Source organism: Quisquiliibacterium transsilvanicum (genome assembly GCF_014202215.1).
GTDB classification, from domain to species: Bacteria; Pseudomonadota; Gammaproteobacteria; order Burkholderiales; family Burkholderiaceae_E; genus Quisquiliibacterium; species Quisquiliibacterium transsilvanicum.
This window is the reverse complement of the sequence record NZ_JACHGB010000006.1, coordinates 301,755-315,125: the sequence shown is the minus strand read 5'-3', so window position 1 is coordinate 315,125 and position 13,371 is coordinate 301,755. Positions and strand designations below refer to the sequence as shown.

The window sequence follows — 13,371 nt, the reverse complement described above, 5'->3', positions numbered from 1 at the left end:
CAACCGGTCGCGCCGGTCGCGCAGATCTGGGCCATGAAGATCGACCACCTCTCAGAGACGATGGCCGCCCATGGCGCCGGCCCTGCCCATCGACGGCTGCTGCTGCGCAACTGGGCGCGCGCGGAGCCGCTGGGCCGCGGCCGCCAGCGCCCCGAGGACTTCATGCCCGCGCGGCTGCGAGATGCGCTGCCCGCGCTTGCGCAGACGCTCGCTGCGGTGGCGCGCGTGCGTTCGGAGCACCCGGGCGAGGATGGCTCGGCGCGCCTGCTGGTGGGGCTGGCCGACGGGCAGGCGGTCGAGAGCGTGCTGCTGCCGCGCGACGGGGTCTGCGTGTCCACCCAGGTCGGCTGCGCGGTGGGCTGCGTGTTCTGCATGACCGGCCGCGACGGGCTGCTGCGCCAGGTCGGCAGCGCCGAGATCGTCGCGCAGGTGGCGCTGGCCCGTGCGCGGCGTCCGGTGAAGAAGGTGGTGTTCATGGGCATGGGCGAGCCGGCGCACAACCTCGACAACGTGATGGAGGCGATCGAGCTGCTGGGCACCGAGGGCGGCATCGGCCACAAGAACCTGGTCTTTTCCACGGTGGGCGACCGGCGGGTGTTCGAGCGCCTGCCCGAGGGGCCGGTGCGGCCCGCGCTGGCGCTCTCGCTGCACACGACCCGCGCAGCATTGCGCGAGAAGCTGCTGCCGCGCGCGCCGCGCATCGACCCCGCGGAGCTGGTCGAGCTGGCCGATGCGTACTCGCGCGCCACCGGCTACCCGGTCCAGTTCCAGTGGACGCTGCTGGAGGGAATCAACGACGGCGACGACGAGGTGGAAGGCATTGCACGGCTGCTCGCCGGCCGCTACGCGGTGATGAACCTGATCCCCTACAACGCGGTGGACGAGCTGCCGTTCAGGCGGCCGTCATGGGAGCGCGCGGCGGCGATGGCGCGGGCGCTGCACCGGCGCGGCGTGCTCACCAAGCTGCGCCACTCCGCTGGGCAGGACGTGGAGGGCGGCTGCGGGCAGCTGCGGGCGCGTGCGCTGGGCCGCACGGACATCAGCCCGGCGCAGGCCCTCCAGGCCTCGAGGCGGTCCGGCGCCTAGTCACTTTTCCGCCGCTTGCAATGGCCGATGCGTCGGCGTAGCGTTGATTTGCGGGCTTGCTCGCGGCCGTCTGCATCCGGGGAGCGACGAAATGAACCTCACGCGACGTCAATGGATCGGCATGAGTACGACGGGCCTGCTGGGCGCGGCCGTCTCGGGCTTGAAACTGTCACCGATTGCCCAGGCCCTCGCCGCCACCGCCCCCGACGAGGCGGCGCAGCTGGCAGCGCTCAGAGCCTTCAGCGGCAAGGTGTCGCATGCCACCCACTACGGACCGCTGATCGCCACCGTGGAGAAGGGTCGGATCGTCAAGATCGAGGCGCAGGGCAGCGACAAGATGCCCACGGGCATGCTGACCGAGGGCGTGCTCGATCGCACGTACGACAAGACCCGCGTCGTCGGCCCGATGGTTCGCAAGTCCTACCTCGAGTGGGAAAGGGCCGGCCGCAAGGGAAGCAACAAGCCCGAATTGCGCGGCAAGGACGCATGGGTGCAGGTGAGCTGGGACACTGCCCTGGGCCTGACCGCCAAGGCCATTCTCGACACCATCGAGAAGCAAGGCAACGAAGGATGCTTCTCCAGTTCCTACGGGGGCTGGTCGCACGCGGGAATCTTCCGTCCCAACGTGCTCCAGGGGCGCTTCTTCAACCTCCTGGGCGGGTCATCGATCACCACGGGCGACTACTCGGCCGGCGCCGGACAGATCATCATGCCGATGGTGATCGGCGACATGGAGGTGTACTCGGCCCAGACCGCATGGGAGCAGTTGCGCGACAACACGGAGCTGGTCGTGTTCATCGGCTGCGATCCGGACAAGAACAACCGCATCGAGTACACCGTGCCCGACCACGAGATGTACGGTGGCTGGGAAGCCATCAGGAAGGCCGGCTGCAAGTTCATTTCCATCAATCCGCAGGTGACCACCACCGACGAGAAGATGGGCGCTGACTGGGTTCGCATCGTCCCCAACACCGACACCGCGCTGTTCCTTGCGATGAGCCAGCACCTGCTCAGCCAGGGCAAGCACAACCAGGCCTTCATCGACAAGTACACGGTGGGTTTCGACAAGTACCGCGCCTATCTGGAGGGCAAGGACGGCACGCCGCCCAAGACGCCCGAATGGGCCGCGAGGATCACAGGCATTCCGGCGGCCAGGATCCGCTCGCTGGCCGAGGTGATGGCGGCGGCGGCATGCCGCAGTCGGGCGGCACGGCGCCCACCGGCTTGTCCCAGGGCCGCAATCCCGTCAGGAAGATCTGCCCGGCGTCGCGCATCAGCGAGATGCTGCTCAACCCCGGCAAGGAGTTCACCTACAACGGCAGCAAGTACACCTACCCCAAGGTCAAGCTGATCTACAACGCCGGCAACAACGCCTTTTCGCACCAGCAGGACCTGAACGAGCTGGCGCGTGCCATCGGAACCGTGGACACCATCGTCTGCCAGGAGCCGTGGTGGAACGGCTCGGCGCGCTGGGCCGACATCGTGCTGGCCGCCACCACCACGCTGGAGCGCAACGACATATCGACTGCCGGCACCTACAGCATCGACAAGGTCTACGCGATGAAGCAGGTCATCGCGCCCCAGCATGACGCGCTCGACGACTTCGAGATCTTCCGCCGCCTGTCGGTGCTGTGCGGCGTGGAGTACGCGTTCACCGAGGGCAAGACGCAGATGGACTACGTCAAGGCCGCCTACGAAGCCTGCAGCGCGGCCAAGGACACGCCCTTCGAGAAGTTCTGGGCCGATGGCACGGCGCGCATTCCCGTGCCGCCGGAAGCGCACAAATGGGTGCGCCACGGCGACTTCCGTGCCGACCCGGTCAAGAATCCGCTGCACACCACCAGCGGCAAGATCGAGATGTACTCATCCACGATCGAGAAGATGAACATCCCGGACATGCCGCCCATGCCCAAGTGGCAGGAGCCGGGCGAGTACCTCGGCAACGCGCGCAAGGGGCAGGTTCATGTAGTGAGCCCGCATCCGTACTGGCGCCTGCATTCGCAGTTGAACAACTCCGCAACGCTGCGCAAGCGCTACACGGTCCAGACTCGCGAGCCGCTGACGCTCAGCGTGGAGGACGCCAAGGCCAACGGCATCAGGGACGGTGACCTGGTCGAACTCTACAACGACCGCGGGGCGGTGGTGGTGGGCGCGCGAGTGTCGGACAAGATCATGCCCGGCGTGGTGAGTCTCTTCGAGGGCGCCTGGCCGCAGCTCGACAGCAAGGGGCGCTGCAACAACGGTCTGGTCAATTTCCTGACCTCGAGCCGAAGCGCGAGCGGGCTGACGCAGGCGACCACCGCCAACACCTGCATCGCCTCGATCCGCAAATGCACGAACCCCGATCCGGGTGGAACGAAGGCCTTCGATCCGCCCAGAATCGTCAAGAGCGACGTCAAGTTCGACGAGGCCTTCTACGGACTTGGGCGCGCAGCCGCGTTGCGCGAAAAGGCCATGGCATCGCTGTCGCCGGCGGAGAAGATCTACTACCAGCGCTGCACCGTGTGCCATGGTCCACGCGATCCGGGCCAGTTCACCGAGAAGCAGTGGATGGGCATCACCCCCAGCATGTTCCAGCGCGCCGGCTTGAGCGCCGAAGAGCAGAAGACCGTGCTCGACTTCCTGATGAAGAACGCCAAGCAGTAGCGAGTCCGCGAATGGGGCCGGACGCCAGCGCTTCGCGCGGGCGTCCGGGGATTGCAGCCGGTCGGCTAAGATCGTGCGGGTTGACGAACCCGAAGCGATCGCCATGACCCCTCCGAAGAAGCCCGGCGATGCCGCCGGCCACCGGCTTCGCGCCGAACCCTGGTACCTGCCGCTCGGCGACGAGATCGAGATCTTCGAGGCGGCCTATGCGGCGCGCCTGCCGGTGCTGCTGAAGGGGCCCACCGGCTGCGGCAAGACGCGCTTCGTCGAGCACATGGCCTGGCGCCTGTACCGGCAGGCGGACACGGAGCGGCGCACGCTGGAGACGCCACTGATCACCGTGGCCTGCCACGAGGACCTGACCGCCACCGACCTGGTCGGCCGCTTCCTGCTGTCCGGCGACGAGACGGTCTGGACCGACGGACCTCTGACCCGGGCGGTGCGCTCCGGCGCCATCTGCTACCTGGACGAGGTGGTGGAGGCGCGCAAGGACACCACCGTGGTGGTTCACTCGCTGACCGATCACCGGCGGCTGCTGCCGATCGAGAAGACCGGCGAGTTGCTGGACGCGCATCCGGACTTCCAGCTGGTGATCTCCTACAACCCCGGCTACCAGAGCGTGCTCAAGGACCTCAAGCCTTCGACGCGGCAGCGCTTCGTCAGCCTGGAGTTCGACTATCCGTCGGTGGAACTGGAGGCGCAGATCATTGGCCACGAGAGCGGCGTGGGTGCGCAGGACGCGCAGCGCCTGGCGCTGATCGGCGCGAAGGTGCGCAACCTGCGCGAGCACGGCTTCGAGGAGGGCGTCAGCACGCGGCTGCTGGTCTATACCGGGCAACTGATTGCCGGCGGCATCTCGCCACGGCGCGCCTGCGACGTCGCGATCGCGCGGGCCGTGACCGACGACCGCGAGGTGCAGCAGGCGGTGGCCGACATCGTCGACGTGCTGCTGCCGTGAACGCGCCGGCCGGCGCCGTTGGGCTCGCCGACGTCCAGCGCCTGCTGTCGCTGTTCGCGCAGGGGCTCGCCGGGCGCTACCTGCACCTGCGGCCCGCCGGCCACGTGGGGCCGGACGCGCCCGCCGGGCCGGCCGCGCTGCGCGAGGCGCGCCGCATCGGCCTGGTCGCCGATGGCTCGGCGCTGGTCCTGCCCGTAACCATCGCCGACTTCCCGGTGCGGCGGCACAACTACGGCGCCTACCGCGTGGCGGTGCTGCACCAGCTCGGTTACCTGGAGAACGGCAGCTTCGCCTTCTCGCTCGACACCGCCCGGGCGCGCATTCCCGGCCTGCCCGCCGAAGGCCCGGGGCTGGGCGCGGTGCGCTCCGGGCTGCATTCCGAGCCTGCCGATCCGCGCTCCGCGCCCTCCGAGCTCGCGCGCTTCCTGGCGCTCTGGCCGACGCCCGCACTGATGCGGCGGCTGTTCGAAACGCTGGAGGCGATGCGCATCGACCATGCGATCCGCAGGCGCTATCCCGGCGCCCGCGCCGACCTGGAGCGGGTGCTCGCGCATGCGCTCGAGGCCCGCCCTCCGCTGTCGGGGATGGCGCCGCTGGCCGCGCTGCTGGAGGGGCTCGCGCGCCGATCGCTGGGCGCGCCGCGCGAGGCGCTGCTGGACGAAGACGCCACCGGCCTGCTCGCCGGCCTGCTGGAGGCGGCGGATCGTGTCGCGGACGAGGGCGCCGACGTGCACGACAGCGCCGCAGCCGCGGTCGACTGCCTGCGCCTGCTGGCGCGTGCCGGCCTCGCGCGCCGTGCGCCGGACGACCTGGCGCTGGACGATCTGGCAGGTTCGGGCGTCGAGGAGTCCGCGCCCGGGCGCGGCGACGCGCCAGGGATTCCGGATGGCGACGTCAGCGGCGACCCGGACGCGCCGCCGATCGACGACGACGTCGGCATCGAGATGATCGCCTTCCGCGGCGATGTCGATCTCGCGGTGCTGCAGCGCGGGCTGAAGGCGGCGGGAATCGTCGCCGCGATGGAGGGCGCCGGCCTGGTCGTCCCCGACGATGCGTCTCAGGCAGAGGACGAGACGGCTCGCGCCGAGCGCGCCCCGGCGGTGACCGTCAGGCGCTCGGCCGAGTCGGATGATGGCGCCACCCGCACCTTCCTGTACGACGAATGGGATTTCCATGCGCAGGCCTACCTGAAGGGCTGGTGCCGGCTGCACGAGCAGCGTCTGAAGGGGGACGACCACGACTTCATCGGCACGGTGCGCCACCGCCACGGCGAGCTGATGCAGCGGATCAAGCGGCAGTTCCGCGCCATCCGGCCCGAGGCCCGCCAGCGCGTGCGCCGGGTCAGCGACGGCGAGGAGCTCGAGCTCGACGGCATCATCGATACCGTGATCGACCGGCGCGCCGGCCATGCCACCGACGAGCGCCTCTACATGCGGCGCGACCGTGCGCTGCGCGACGTGGCCGCCGCCTTCCTGCTCGACATGAGCGCCTCCACCGACATCCCGGTGCCGGACAAGGACGCCCCGCCGCCCCCGCCCGTGCAGGCCCCGCCCGCAGGCGAGGAGGATTCGCCCTACCTGTGGACCGTGAACGTTGGGCAGGACGACCCCGACGCGGCGCCGGTGCGCCGGGTGATCGACGTGGGCCGCGAGTCGATGGCACTGATGTGCGAGGCACTTCAGACCCTGGGCGACCGCTACGCGATCTACGGCTTTTCCGGCTACGGGCGCGAGCACGTCGAGTTCTACGTCGCCAAGGAGTTCGACGACCGGCTCTCGGCGCGCACCTGGGCGGCCATCGGCGCGATGGAGCCGCGCAAGTCCACGCGCATGGGCCCGGCGATCCGCCACGCGCTGGCCAAGCTGGAACGCCAGCCGACCCGCATGAAGGTGCTGGTCATCGTCTCCGACGGCTTCCCGCAGGACTGCGACTACGGCCCGGACCGCAATGACGACGAGTACGGAGTGCAGGACACCGCACGCGCGCTGCTCGAGGCCGCGCGGGCCGGCGTCGAGACCTTCCTGGTCACCATCGACCCCAGCGGTCACGACTACCTGCGGCGCATGTGCGCCGACGAGCGCTACATGGTCATCGACGAGGTGGCCGACCTGCCGGAGGCGCTGACCAAGGTGTACCGGGCGCTGACGGCCTGAGCGACACCCTCAGGCGGGCTGCCAGGCGGTCACCTGGATCATCCGGGGGTCCGTGGCGTGCTCGACCAGCATCCTGCGCACGCGCTCCTGCCACAGCAGGCCGAAGCGCTCCAGTTCCTCCGGGCTGGCGCTGCCGACCACGGCCCGGAGCATCAGCGGCCGCATCTCCGCGTCCCAGGGGACGACCGATGCGTCGAGCCGCACCTGGACCGCGGCTCCCGTGTCCCTGCGGCGCAGGCCGAGCTCCCCGTCCACCGGCTCAGTGAATTTCAGCAGACCCTGGCGGGCAAAGCGGCGTCCCATCCCGATGCCCTGGAAGCCGGTCTCGGCGGCGGCGCCGGTCAGCAGCTGCGCCACGCTGGCGATCACCCCGGTGACGCCGCTGTCGGCGGCGCCGGCCATCGACACCTCGATCTCGCCGCGCACCGGCAGGTCGCTGCCATGGAGCGCGCGCAGCCCGTTCAGGACCATCAGGTACGCGCCGGCGACGGTCGGGCAGGAGTGCCCGGCCAGGCGGACTGCGTCCGAATAGCGGTATTCGATCAGGCCCTGGCTGGCCGCTCCGAGGAACAGGGCCAGCGGATCGCGCACCGTCAGGGTGGGCGCATCGGCGAAGAAGGCCGGAAATCCCTGCTCGCGCGTCTCGACGTTCATGGCATCTGCTCCTGCGCGCCTTGCCTTGCCTTGCGGGCGCGGCGCTGTCGTTCCCAAGCAGCAAGTCTGGCGCGGGGCGAGGCCGAGCGCCTCGATGACCCTGCCGCCGACAGGAAGGGTTGCGCCAGTGGCCGACGGCCGGGACTACACTGCGTCTCCGGAGATTTCGGCGCCTGGCGGCGCGGATCCTGCCGAGCATTCGGTCTGCCGCAGCATAGTCAACCCGTATTTTTCGCCATAGCGGATGAAGACCTTCGAGATCCGTGCCGCTCAAGACGGCGCCGACTACACGGCCGCCGCGCAGCTGTTCCGCGAGTACGCGGGCACGCTCGGCGTCGACCTCGGCTTCCAGGAATTCGAGGCCGAACTCCGTGACCTGCCGGGCATGTACGGCCCCCCGCAGGGACTCCTGGTGCTTGCCTGGCCTGCGACGCCGCTGGACGTCGCCCGACGCGACCCGCTGCCTGCGGGCGGTGCCGCTGGGGCCGTAGGGGCCGGGGAGGCGGGCCGGACCGCGCCGGTCGGCTGCGCCGCGGTGCGCAGCCTCGATGGCGGCGACTGCGAAATGAAGCGGCTCTACGTGCGCGATCCCGCACGCGGCTCCGGGCTGGGCCGCGGGCTTGCGCTCGCGGTCATCGACGCGGCTCGAGTGCTGGGCTACCGGCGCATGCGGCTCGACACACTCGGGCGCATGACGGCCGCCCGCGCGCTCTACGCGTCGATGGGCTTCGTCGAAACGCCTGCCTACTACGATAACCCGCTGCCGGACGTTCGCTACATGGCGCTCGAGCTCGGCGCCACGAGCGCGGGAGGAGCGCGATGCAGCGTCTGCTGATCGTCCTGGGCGTGCTGCTCATCGCTGCCGGGCTGCTTTGGCCCTGGCTCGCGAAGCTGCCCTGGGGGCGGCTGCCCGGCGACTTCTCGGTGGAGCGCGAGGGCTTCTCCTTCCACTTTCCGCTGATGAGCTCGCTGGTGGTATCGGTGGTCGTGTCGCTGCTGCTGTGGTGGTGGCGGCGGTGATCCGCGCACGCTCGCAGGGGCGCTGGTGAGCCGGCCGAGCCCGACCTCCGACGCGCCGCGCTCGGCGCCGGCGCTGCCCGCGCTGGATTGCGACGCATCGGCGCGCCGCGCGCTCAGGCGCCCGGTCACGCTGCGGGTGCGCTTCGCCGAGGCGCCTGGCGTGCTGCAGACCTTGGAAGGCCCGGTGCGCTATCGCGCGGGCGCCGCGCTGGTCTGCGGGCTGCGCGGCGAATGCTGGCCGGTCGAGCGCGGACCCTTCGAGGGCCGCTACGAACCCGCGGCAGGCACCGCTGCGGGGCGGGACGGGCTCTATCGCCGCCGGCCAGGAGTGGTGCTCGCCCGCCGCCTGGAGGCTCACATCCAGGTGCCGGTGGGCGCGCACGGCGACCTGCTGCGCGGCCGGCCCGGCGACTGGCTGCTGCAGTACGCGCCTGGCGAATACGGAATCGTGGCGCCGGACATTTTCGGCGACACCTACGCGCTGATCGCCGACGCCGACGCCGATGCCGATGCCGATGCCGATGCCGATGCCGATGCCGATGCCGATGCCGATGCCGATGCGGGCGGGGGCTGCGGAGCGCCGGAATGAAGCGCGAGCAGCTCGCCCGCGTCTGGCGACGCGTGGTCCCGGCGACGGCTGCGCTGGCCTACCTGCTCGGCGTGGCCAGCTTCCTGCCGGCGGACGGCATGCCGGGCGCGGCGCTCAAGAGCCTGCAGCTTTTCGTGATCAACGTCGGTCCCGCCGAGATCCCCGATGCTGCCGGGTGGTTCGCCGCGATCCTGGCGCCGCTGGCGACCGCCGGCGCCGCGATCTACGCGTTCGGCGAGCGGTCCTGGGGGGCCTGGCAGCTGCTGCGCCTGCGTGCCCGCCCTGCGGACGATCTGTTCGTCGGTGGCGGCGCGGCGGCGGCGGGCGTGGCCGTGCGTCGCGCGCGGATGCTGGCCACGGGCGGCGGCGGGCGCGGCAAGCTGGTCGGCATCGACCTGCGCGAGGAGGCCCCGCTGGCCCGTGCAATGGAGGAGTTCGATCTGCCGGGTTTCGTGCTCGCCGGCGATGCGCTCGCCGAGGGCGCGCTGCGCCCGCTGCTGCCGCATCGAGCCGGAAACGTCTGGGTGATGACCGGCGACGACCATCGCAACCTGGAGGTCGCGCGGCGCGTCCGCAGTGCGATCGAGTCCGCACCGCGTCCGGTCCGGCAGCGAGCGGTCCGCCTGCTGGTGGACGTGCGCGACCGGCGCCTGCTCAGGGCCGCGGATGTGCTGTCCGCAGGGCTCGACGCAACGCGCCTGTCGATCGACTTCTTCAGCCTGCCGCGGCTGGCGGCGCGAACGCTGCTGCGCGAGCATCCGCCCCGGCCGGGCGAGGCCGCGCGTGCGCCCCACCTGCTGATCCTGGGTGCGGGCGAGCTCGCAGCCGCGCTGCTCGTCCACGCGGCCCAGCACTGCGTGCACGACGAGGACCCGGCGCACTGCGTGCGCATCGCGCTGGCGGGAAGGGGTGCGGCCGCGCTGCTCGAGCGGCTGCGGCGCGCATTCCCTGCCTTGTCCGTCGACAGCGCCGATCCGATGCTGGCCCCGCTGCTGCCGCTGGCGCGCATCGAGGTGATCGACTGCGATGAGGCCGAGCTTGCGCATGTCGACTGGCTGCGGCTGCAGCGGGTGCAGCCCTTCGACGCCGTTTACGCCGCCTGCGAACGCGATCTCGGCACGCTTGCCGCGGCCACGCGGGCCGTGGCGCTGCGCGAGCTGACTCCAGGGGCGCGCGCTGCGGCGCAGCCGGTGATCGCCTGCCTGCAGCAGCCGGCCGACAGCGCGCGCTCGCTCGATCCGCGCGCATCGCCCGCGGCGCGGTTTATGCAGGTGGTGCAGCCCTTCGATCTGCATGCGCGCTGCTTTCGAGTGGATGAAACCTATCCGGGCGAAGGACAGGACCGGCGCGCGATGGTCGTCCACGCGGTTCACCAGCTGCCTCAGGGCGAGGCCTTCGCCGCCTCACCCGAACGGGTGCGCGAGGCCAGCGCGCTCTGGGCCGCGGCCCGCCAGGAGGATTTCCGCTGGTCGGATCGGCTCGCCGCCGACCACGTGGACGTCAAGCTCGACCTGGCGGCGCGCGCCACCGGCGATCCTGTGTTGCGCGACTGGCGACTGCTGCTGGCCGCCGATCCCGAGCGGGTGGCGCGGTCGGTGGCAGGCGCGCTGCGCGCCGATGCCGGGCTGCGGACCGCGCTGGCGCGGCTCGAGCATCGGCGCTTCATCGCCGAGCGCCTGCTCGAGGGCTGGCTCCCGCTGCCGGCGGAGCTGCGCAATCGCGGCGCCAGCGGACTGCCGGCGTCGCTGCAGAAGAGCGTGCTGCGCCTGAACCACACGCTGGTGCCCTTCGACCGCCTGCCGGAGGCGGACCCGGAGATCGACCAGCAGGCGCGGGACCTCAAGGTGGTGGACGCGATCCCGGAGATCCTGCGCGCGGAGGCGATGCTGCGCGGCGCCTGAGCCGCTTCGAACCTTTGTTCATGAGCAAAGTCGAAAACGCTCGTTCCGTCCGGCCGGTGGTGCGCCTAGGCTCGTGATCCCGACACGCTCCGGGCCCTGCGGGGCCAGTCCGCCATGGCAGATTCCCTCGATTCCGCTTCCTCCGGCGCGGCCGCGCCGGCCGGCATGGCGCCTGCGCGCGCCGACGTGCCTGACACCCAGCTCCCCAGCGCTGCCAAGCCTGCGCCGCGCCGCGCGGGCGACCTCTCGCCGCCGCACGCCTGGTCGCTGATCCAGACCGGCCAGGCCGTTCTGGTCGACGTCCGCACCGAAGAGGAGCTCGCGCTGGTGGGCCGCGTTCCCGGTGCGATCCACGTGCCTTGGGCGCATGGCGTCGACATGACGCCAAACCAGGAGTTCATCCGCGAACTGGCGGCCGTGGCGCCGCCCGAGCTGCCGCTGCTGTTCCTGTGCCGCAGCGGCAAGCGCTCCGAGCGCGCCGCCGATGCGGCGAGCCTGGCGGGCTGGGCGCGAGCCTTCAACGTGCTCGAGGGTTTCGAAGGCGAGATCGACGACGCCGGGCGACGCGGCAAGGTCGACGGCTGGCGCTTCCACGGACTGCCCTGGGAACAGGACTGAGGGATCGCTGCGCCGCATTCCGGAATCCGCAGCGGGGCCGCTCCGGCGACCGGCAGGCGAACGTCGCGCGGATCGGTGGGCGCAGCTGCGGAGTCCGGGTTCGCCGGGAACCGTTATCGTGTCGGGATCGACCACGGCATTTCCGCGATGAACCCGAAACCCACCCTCGAGACCGGCACGATGGGCGAGCTGATCGCCTCGGCCGTGCAGCGCTTCCCGGATCGCACCGCCTTCCTCGAACCCGACGGCAGCCGGATCGGCTATCGCGAGCTGGGCGAGCGCATCAGCCGCGTGATCCAGGCCTTCGAACGGCTGGGGCTGCGGCGCGGCGACACCATCGTCCAGCTGTCGGCCAACCGGCCAGAGACCTTCATCGTGGTCGCCGCGGTCTACGTCGCGGGCCTGCGCTCGGTGGCGCTGCACGCCATGGGCAGCGAAGACGACCACGCCTTCGTCATCGAGGACAGCGAAGCGAAGGCGGTGATCGTCGATCCCTACTACGCGCAGCGCGGCGCCGCGCTGCGCGCCCGCTCCCCGCAGGTCACTCACTGGCTGGCGCACGGCGAAATCGATGGCATGGCCGATCTCTGGGCGGCGTCGGCGGGCTTCCAGGCTCAGAGGCTGAGCCCTGCGGGCGAAGCCGAGGACATCATCCGCCTCGCGTACACCGGTGGCACCACCGGCCGCTCCAAGGGCGTGATGCTGTCCAACCGCTCGCTGTGCACCAACACCGTGCTGGCGCTGTCCGGGATGGACTGGCCGGACCAGGTGGTCTACCTGTGCCCGGCGCCGATCTCCCATGGCGCGGGCTCGCTGGTGGTGCCCACGCTGATGCGCGGCGGCTGCGTGATGCTGCAGCGCGGCTTCGACGCCGGCGCCTTCCTCGACGCCATCGAGCGCAACCGGCCCACGCTGACCTGGCTGGTGCCGACGATGATCTACGCGCTGCTGGACCATCCGCGGGCCCGGGCGATCGACTGGAGCTGCCTGCATTCGCTGGTCTACAGCGCCGCGCCGATGGCGCCGGCGCGCATCCGCGAGGCGCTCGAGGTGATCGGCCACTGCCTGATCCAGTGCTTCGGCCAGACCGAGTCGCCCAACACCATCCTCACGCTCTCGCGCGCCGATCACGTCGCCGGCGGCGATCGGCTGTCGTCGGCAGGCCGGCCCTTCCCGCTGATCCGCGTCGCGCTGCTCGACGACGACTGCCGCGAGGTGCCGGACGGCGAGATCGGCGAGATCTGCGTGCGCGGTCCGCTGCTGATGTCGGGCTACTGGAAGCAGCCGGAGCTCACTGCCGACGCCTTCAAGGGCGACTGGCTGCACACCGGCGACCTGGCGCGCCGCGATGCGGACGGATTCATCCACATCGTCGACCGCAAGAAGGACATGATCATCTCCGGCGGCTTCAACGTTTATCCGAAGGAGATCGAGGACGTGCTCGCTGCGCATCCGGCGGTGGCGGCCGCGGCGGTGATCGGCGTGCCCGACGAGAAGTGGGGCGAGGCCGTCAAGGCGGTGGTCGCGCTCAAGCCCGGCGCGCGGGTCGAGGCGCAGGAGCTGATCGACGCCGTGCGCGCCGCCAAGGGATCGGTGCATGCGCCCAAGTCGGTGGATTTCGACGCGGCGCTGCCGCTGACACCGCTGGGCAAGATCGACAAGAAGGCGCTGCGGGCCCGCCACTGGCAGGCCGGCGGGCGCGCGGTGAACTGAGGACCCGAAAGGGTCCGTACTCCAGACGGGAGC

At 71.0% G+C, this 13,371-nt stretch carries 11 protein-coding genes and 1 pseudogene; 11 read left to right on the top strand and 1 reads right to left on the bottom strand.

Going from position 1 to position 13,371, the window contains the following annotated elements; translation table 11 throughout:
• Positions 1-33 precede the first annotated feature (33 nt).
• The 5 genes and pseudogenes from HNQ70_RS16595 to HNQ70_RS16580 all read left to right on the top strand — a co-directional run bounded on the left by HNQ70_RS16595 (position 34) and on the right by HNQ70_RS16580 (position 6,843).
• Positions 34-1,086, top strand: a complete 1,053-nt coding sequence (locus HNQ70_RS16595) for an RNA methyltransferase (RefSeq protein ID WP_183969743.1) — start codon at positions 34-36, stop codon at positions 1,084-1,086.
• A 91-nt stretch (positions 1,087-1,177) separates the two neighbouring features.
• Positions 1,178-2,652, top strand: a pseudogene (locus HNQ70_RS19980) (molybdopterin-dependent oxidoreductase); the annotation flags it as partial.
• The gene (locus HNQ70_RS19975; RefSeq protein ID WP_221302870.1) at positions 2,647-3,732 is read left to right on the top strand and encodes a molybdopterin dinucleotide binding domain-containing protein; all 1,086 of its coding nucleotides are present in this window, start codon (positions 2,647-2,649) and stop codon (positions 3,730-3,732) included. The pseudogene HNQ70_RS19980 and the gene HNQ70_RS19975, both read left to right, overlap by 6 nt.
• Before the next feature lie 103 nt (positions 3,733-3,835).
• Positions 3,836-4,690 (top strand): CbbQ/NirQ/NorQ/GpvN family protein, encoded by an 855-nt coding sequence (locus HNQ70_RS16585; RefSeq protein WP_183969741.1) that lies wholly within the window; start codon positions 3,836-3,838, stop codon positions 4,688-4,690.
• On the top strand, positions 4,687-6,843 hold the full coding sequence (locus HNQ70_RS16580) for a nitric oxide reductase activation protein NorD (RefSeq protein ID WP_183969738.1): 2,157 nt from the start codon (positions 4,687-4,689) through the stop codon (positions 6,841-6,843). Before HNQ70_RS16585 ends, HNQ70_RS16580 begins: the two co-directional genes overlap by 4 nt.
• 9 nt (positions 6,844-6,852) lie before the next feature.
• On the opposite strand, the gene HNQ70_RS16575 is transcribed toward HNQ70_RS16580, so the two are convergent.
• Positions 6,853-7,497, bottom strand: coding sequence for a hypothetical protein (locus HNQ70_RS16575; protein ID WP_183969736.1), 645 nt, complete (start codon positions 7,495-7,497; stop codon positions 6,853-6,855).
• A gap of 244 nt (positions 7,498-7,741) precedes the next feature.
• On the opposite strand from HNQ70_RS16575, the gene HNQ70_RS16570 reads away from it, so the two are divergent.
• The 6 genes from HNQ70_RS16570 to HNQ70_RS16545 all read left to right on the top strand — a co-directional run bounded on the left by HNQ70_RS16570 (position 7,742) and on the right by HNQ70_RS16545 (position 13,338).
• Positions 7,742-8,332 (top strand): GNAT family N-acetyltransferase, encoded by a 591-nt coding sequence (locus HNQ70_RS16570; RefSeq protein ID WP_183969734.1) that lies wholly within the window; start codon positions 7,742-7,744, stop codon positions 8,330-8,332.
• Positions 8,317-8,517, top strand: a complete 201-nt coding sequence (locus HNQ70_RS16565) for a DUF2905 domain-containing protein (RefSeq protein WP_183969732.1) — start codon at positions 8,317-8,319, stop codon at positions 8,515-8,517. The genes HNQ70_RS16570 and HNQ70_RS16565 overlap by 16 nt, the downstream gene beginning before the upstream one ends.
• A gap of 25 nt (positions 8,518-8,542) precedes the next feature.
• Positions 8,543-9,106 (top strand): PGDYG domain-containing protein, encoded by a 564-nt coding sequence (locus HNQ70_RS16560; RefSeq protein ID WP_343060812.1) that lies wholly within the window; start codon positions 8,543-8,545, stop codon positions 9,104-9,106.
• Positions 9,103-11,007, top strand: a complete 1,905-nt coding sequence (locus HNQ70_RS16555; protein ID WP_183969730.1) for a hypothetical protein — start codon at positions 9,103-9,105, stop codon at positions 11,005-11,007. Before HNQ70_RS16560 ends, HNQ70_RS16555 begins: the two co-directional genes overlap by 4 nt.
• A 165-nt stretch (positions 11,008-11,172) precedes the next feature.
• Positions 11,173-11,625 carry a rhodanese-like domain-containing protein gene (locus tag HNQ70_RS16550; RefSeq protein ID WP_183969977.1) on the top strand — a complete coding sequence of 151 codons (453 nt, stop codon included), beginning with the start codon at positions 11,173-11,175 and terminating at the stop codon, positions 11,623-11,625.
• Between the two features lie 147 nt (positions 11,626-11,772).
• Positions 11,773-13,338 (top strand): AMP-binding protein, encoded by a 1,566-nt coding sequence (locus tag HNQ70_RS16545; RefSeq protein ID WP_183969728.1) that lies wholly within the window; start codon positions 11,773-11,775, stop codon positions 13,336-13,338.
• Positions 13,339-13,371 lie beyond the last annotated feature (33 nt).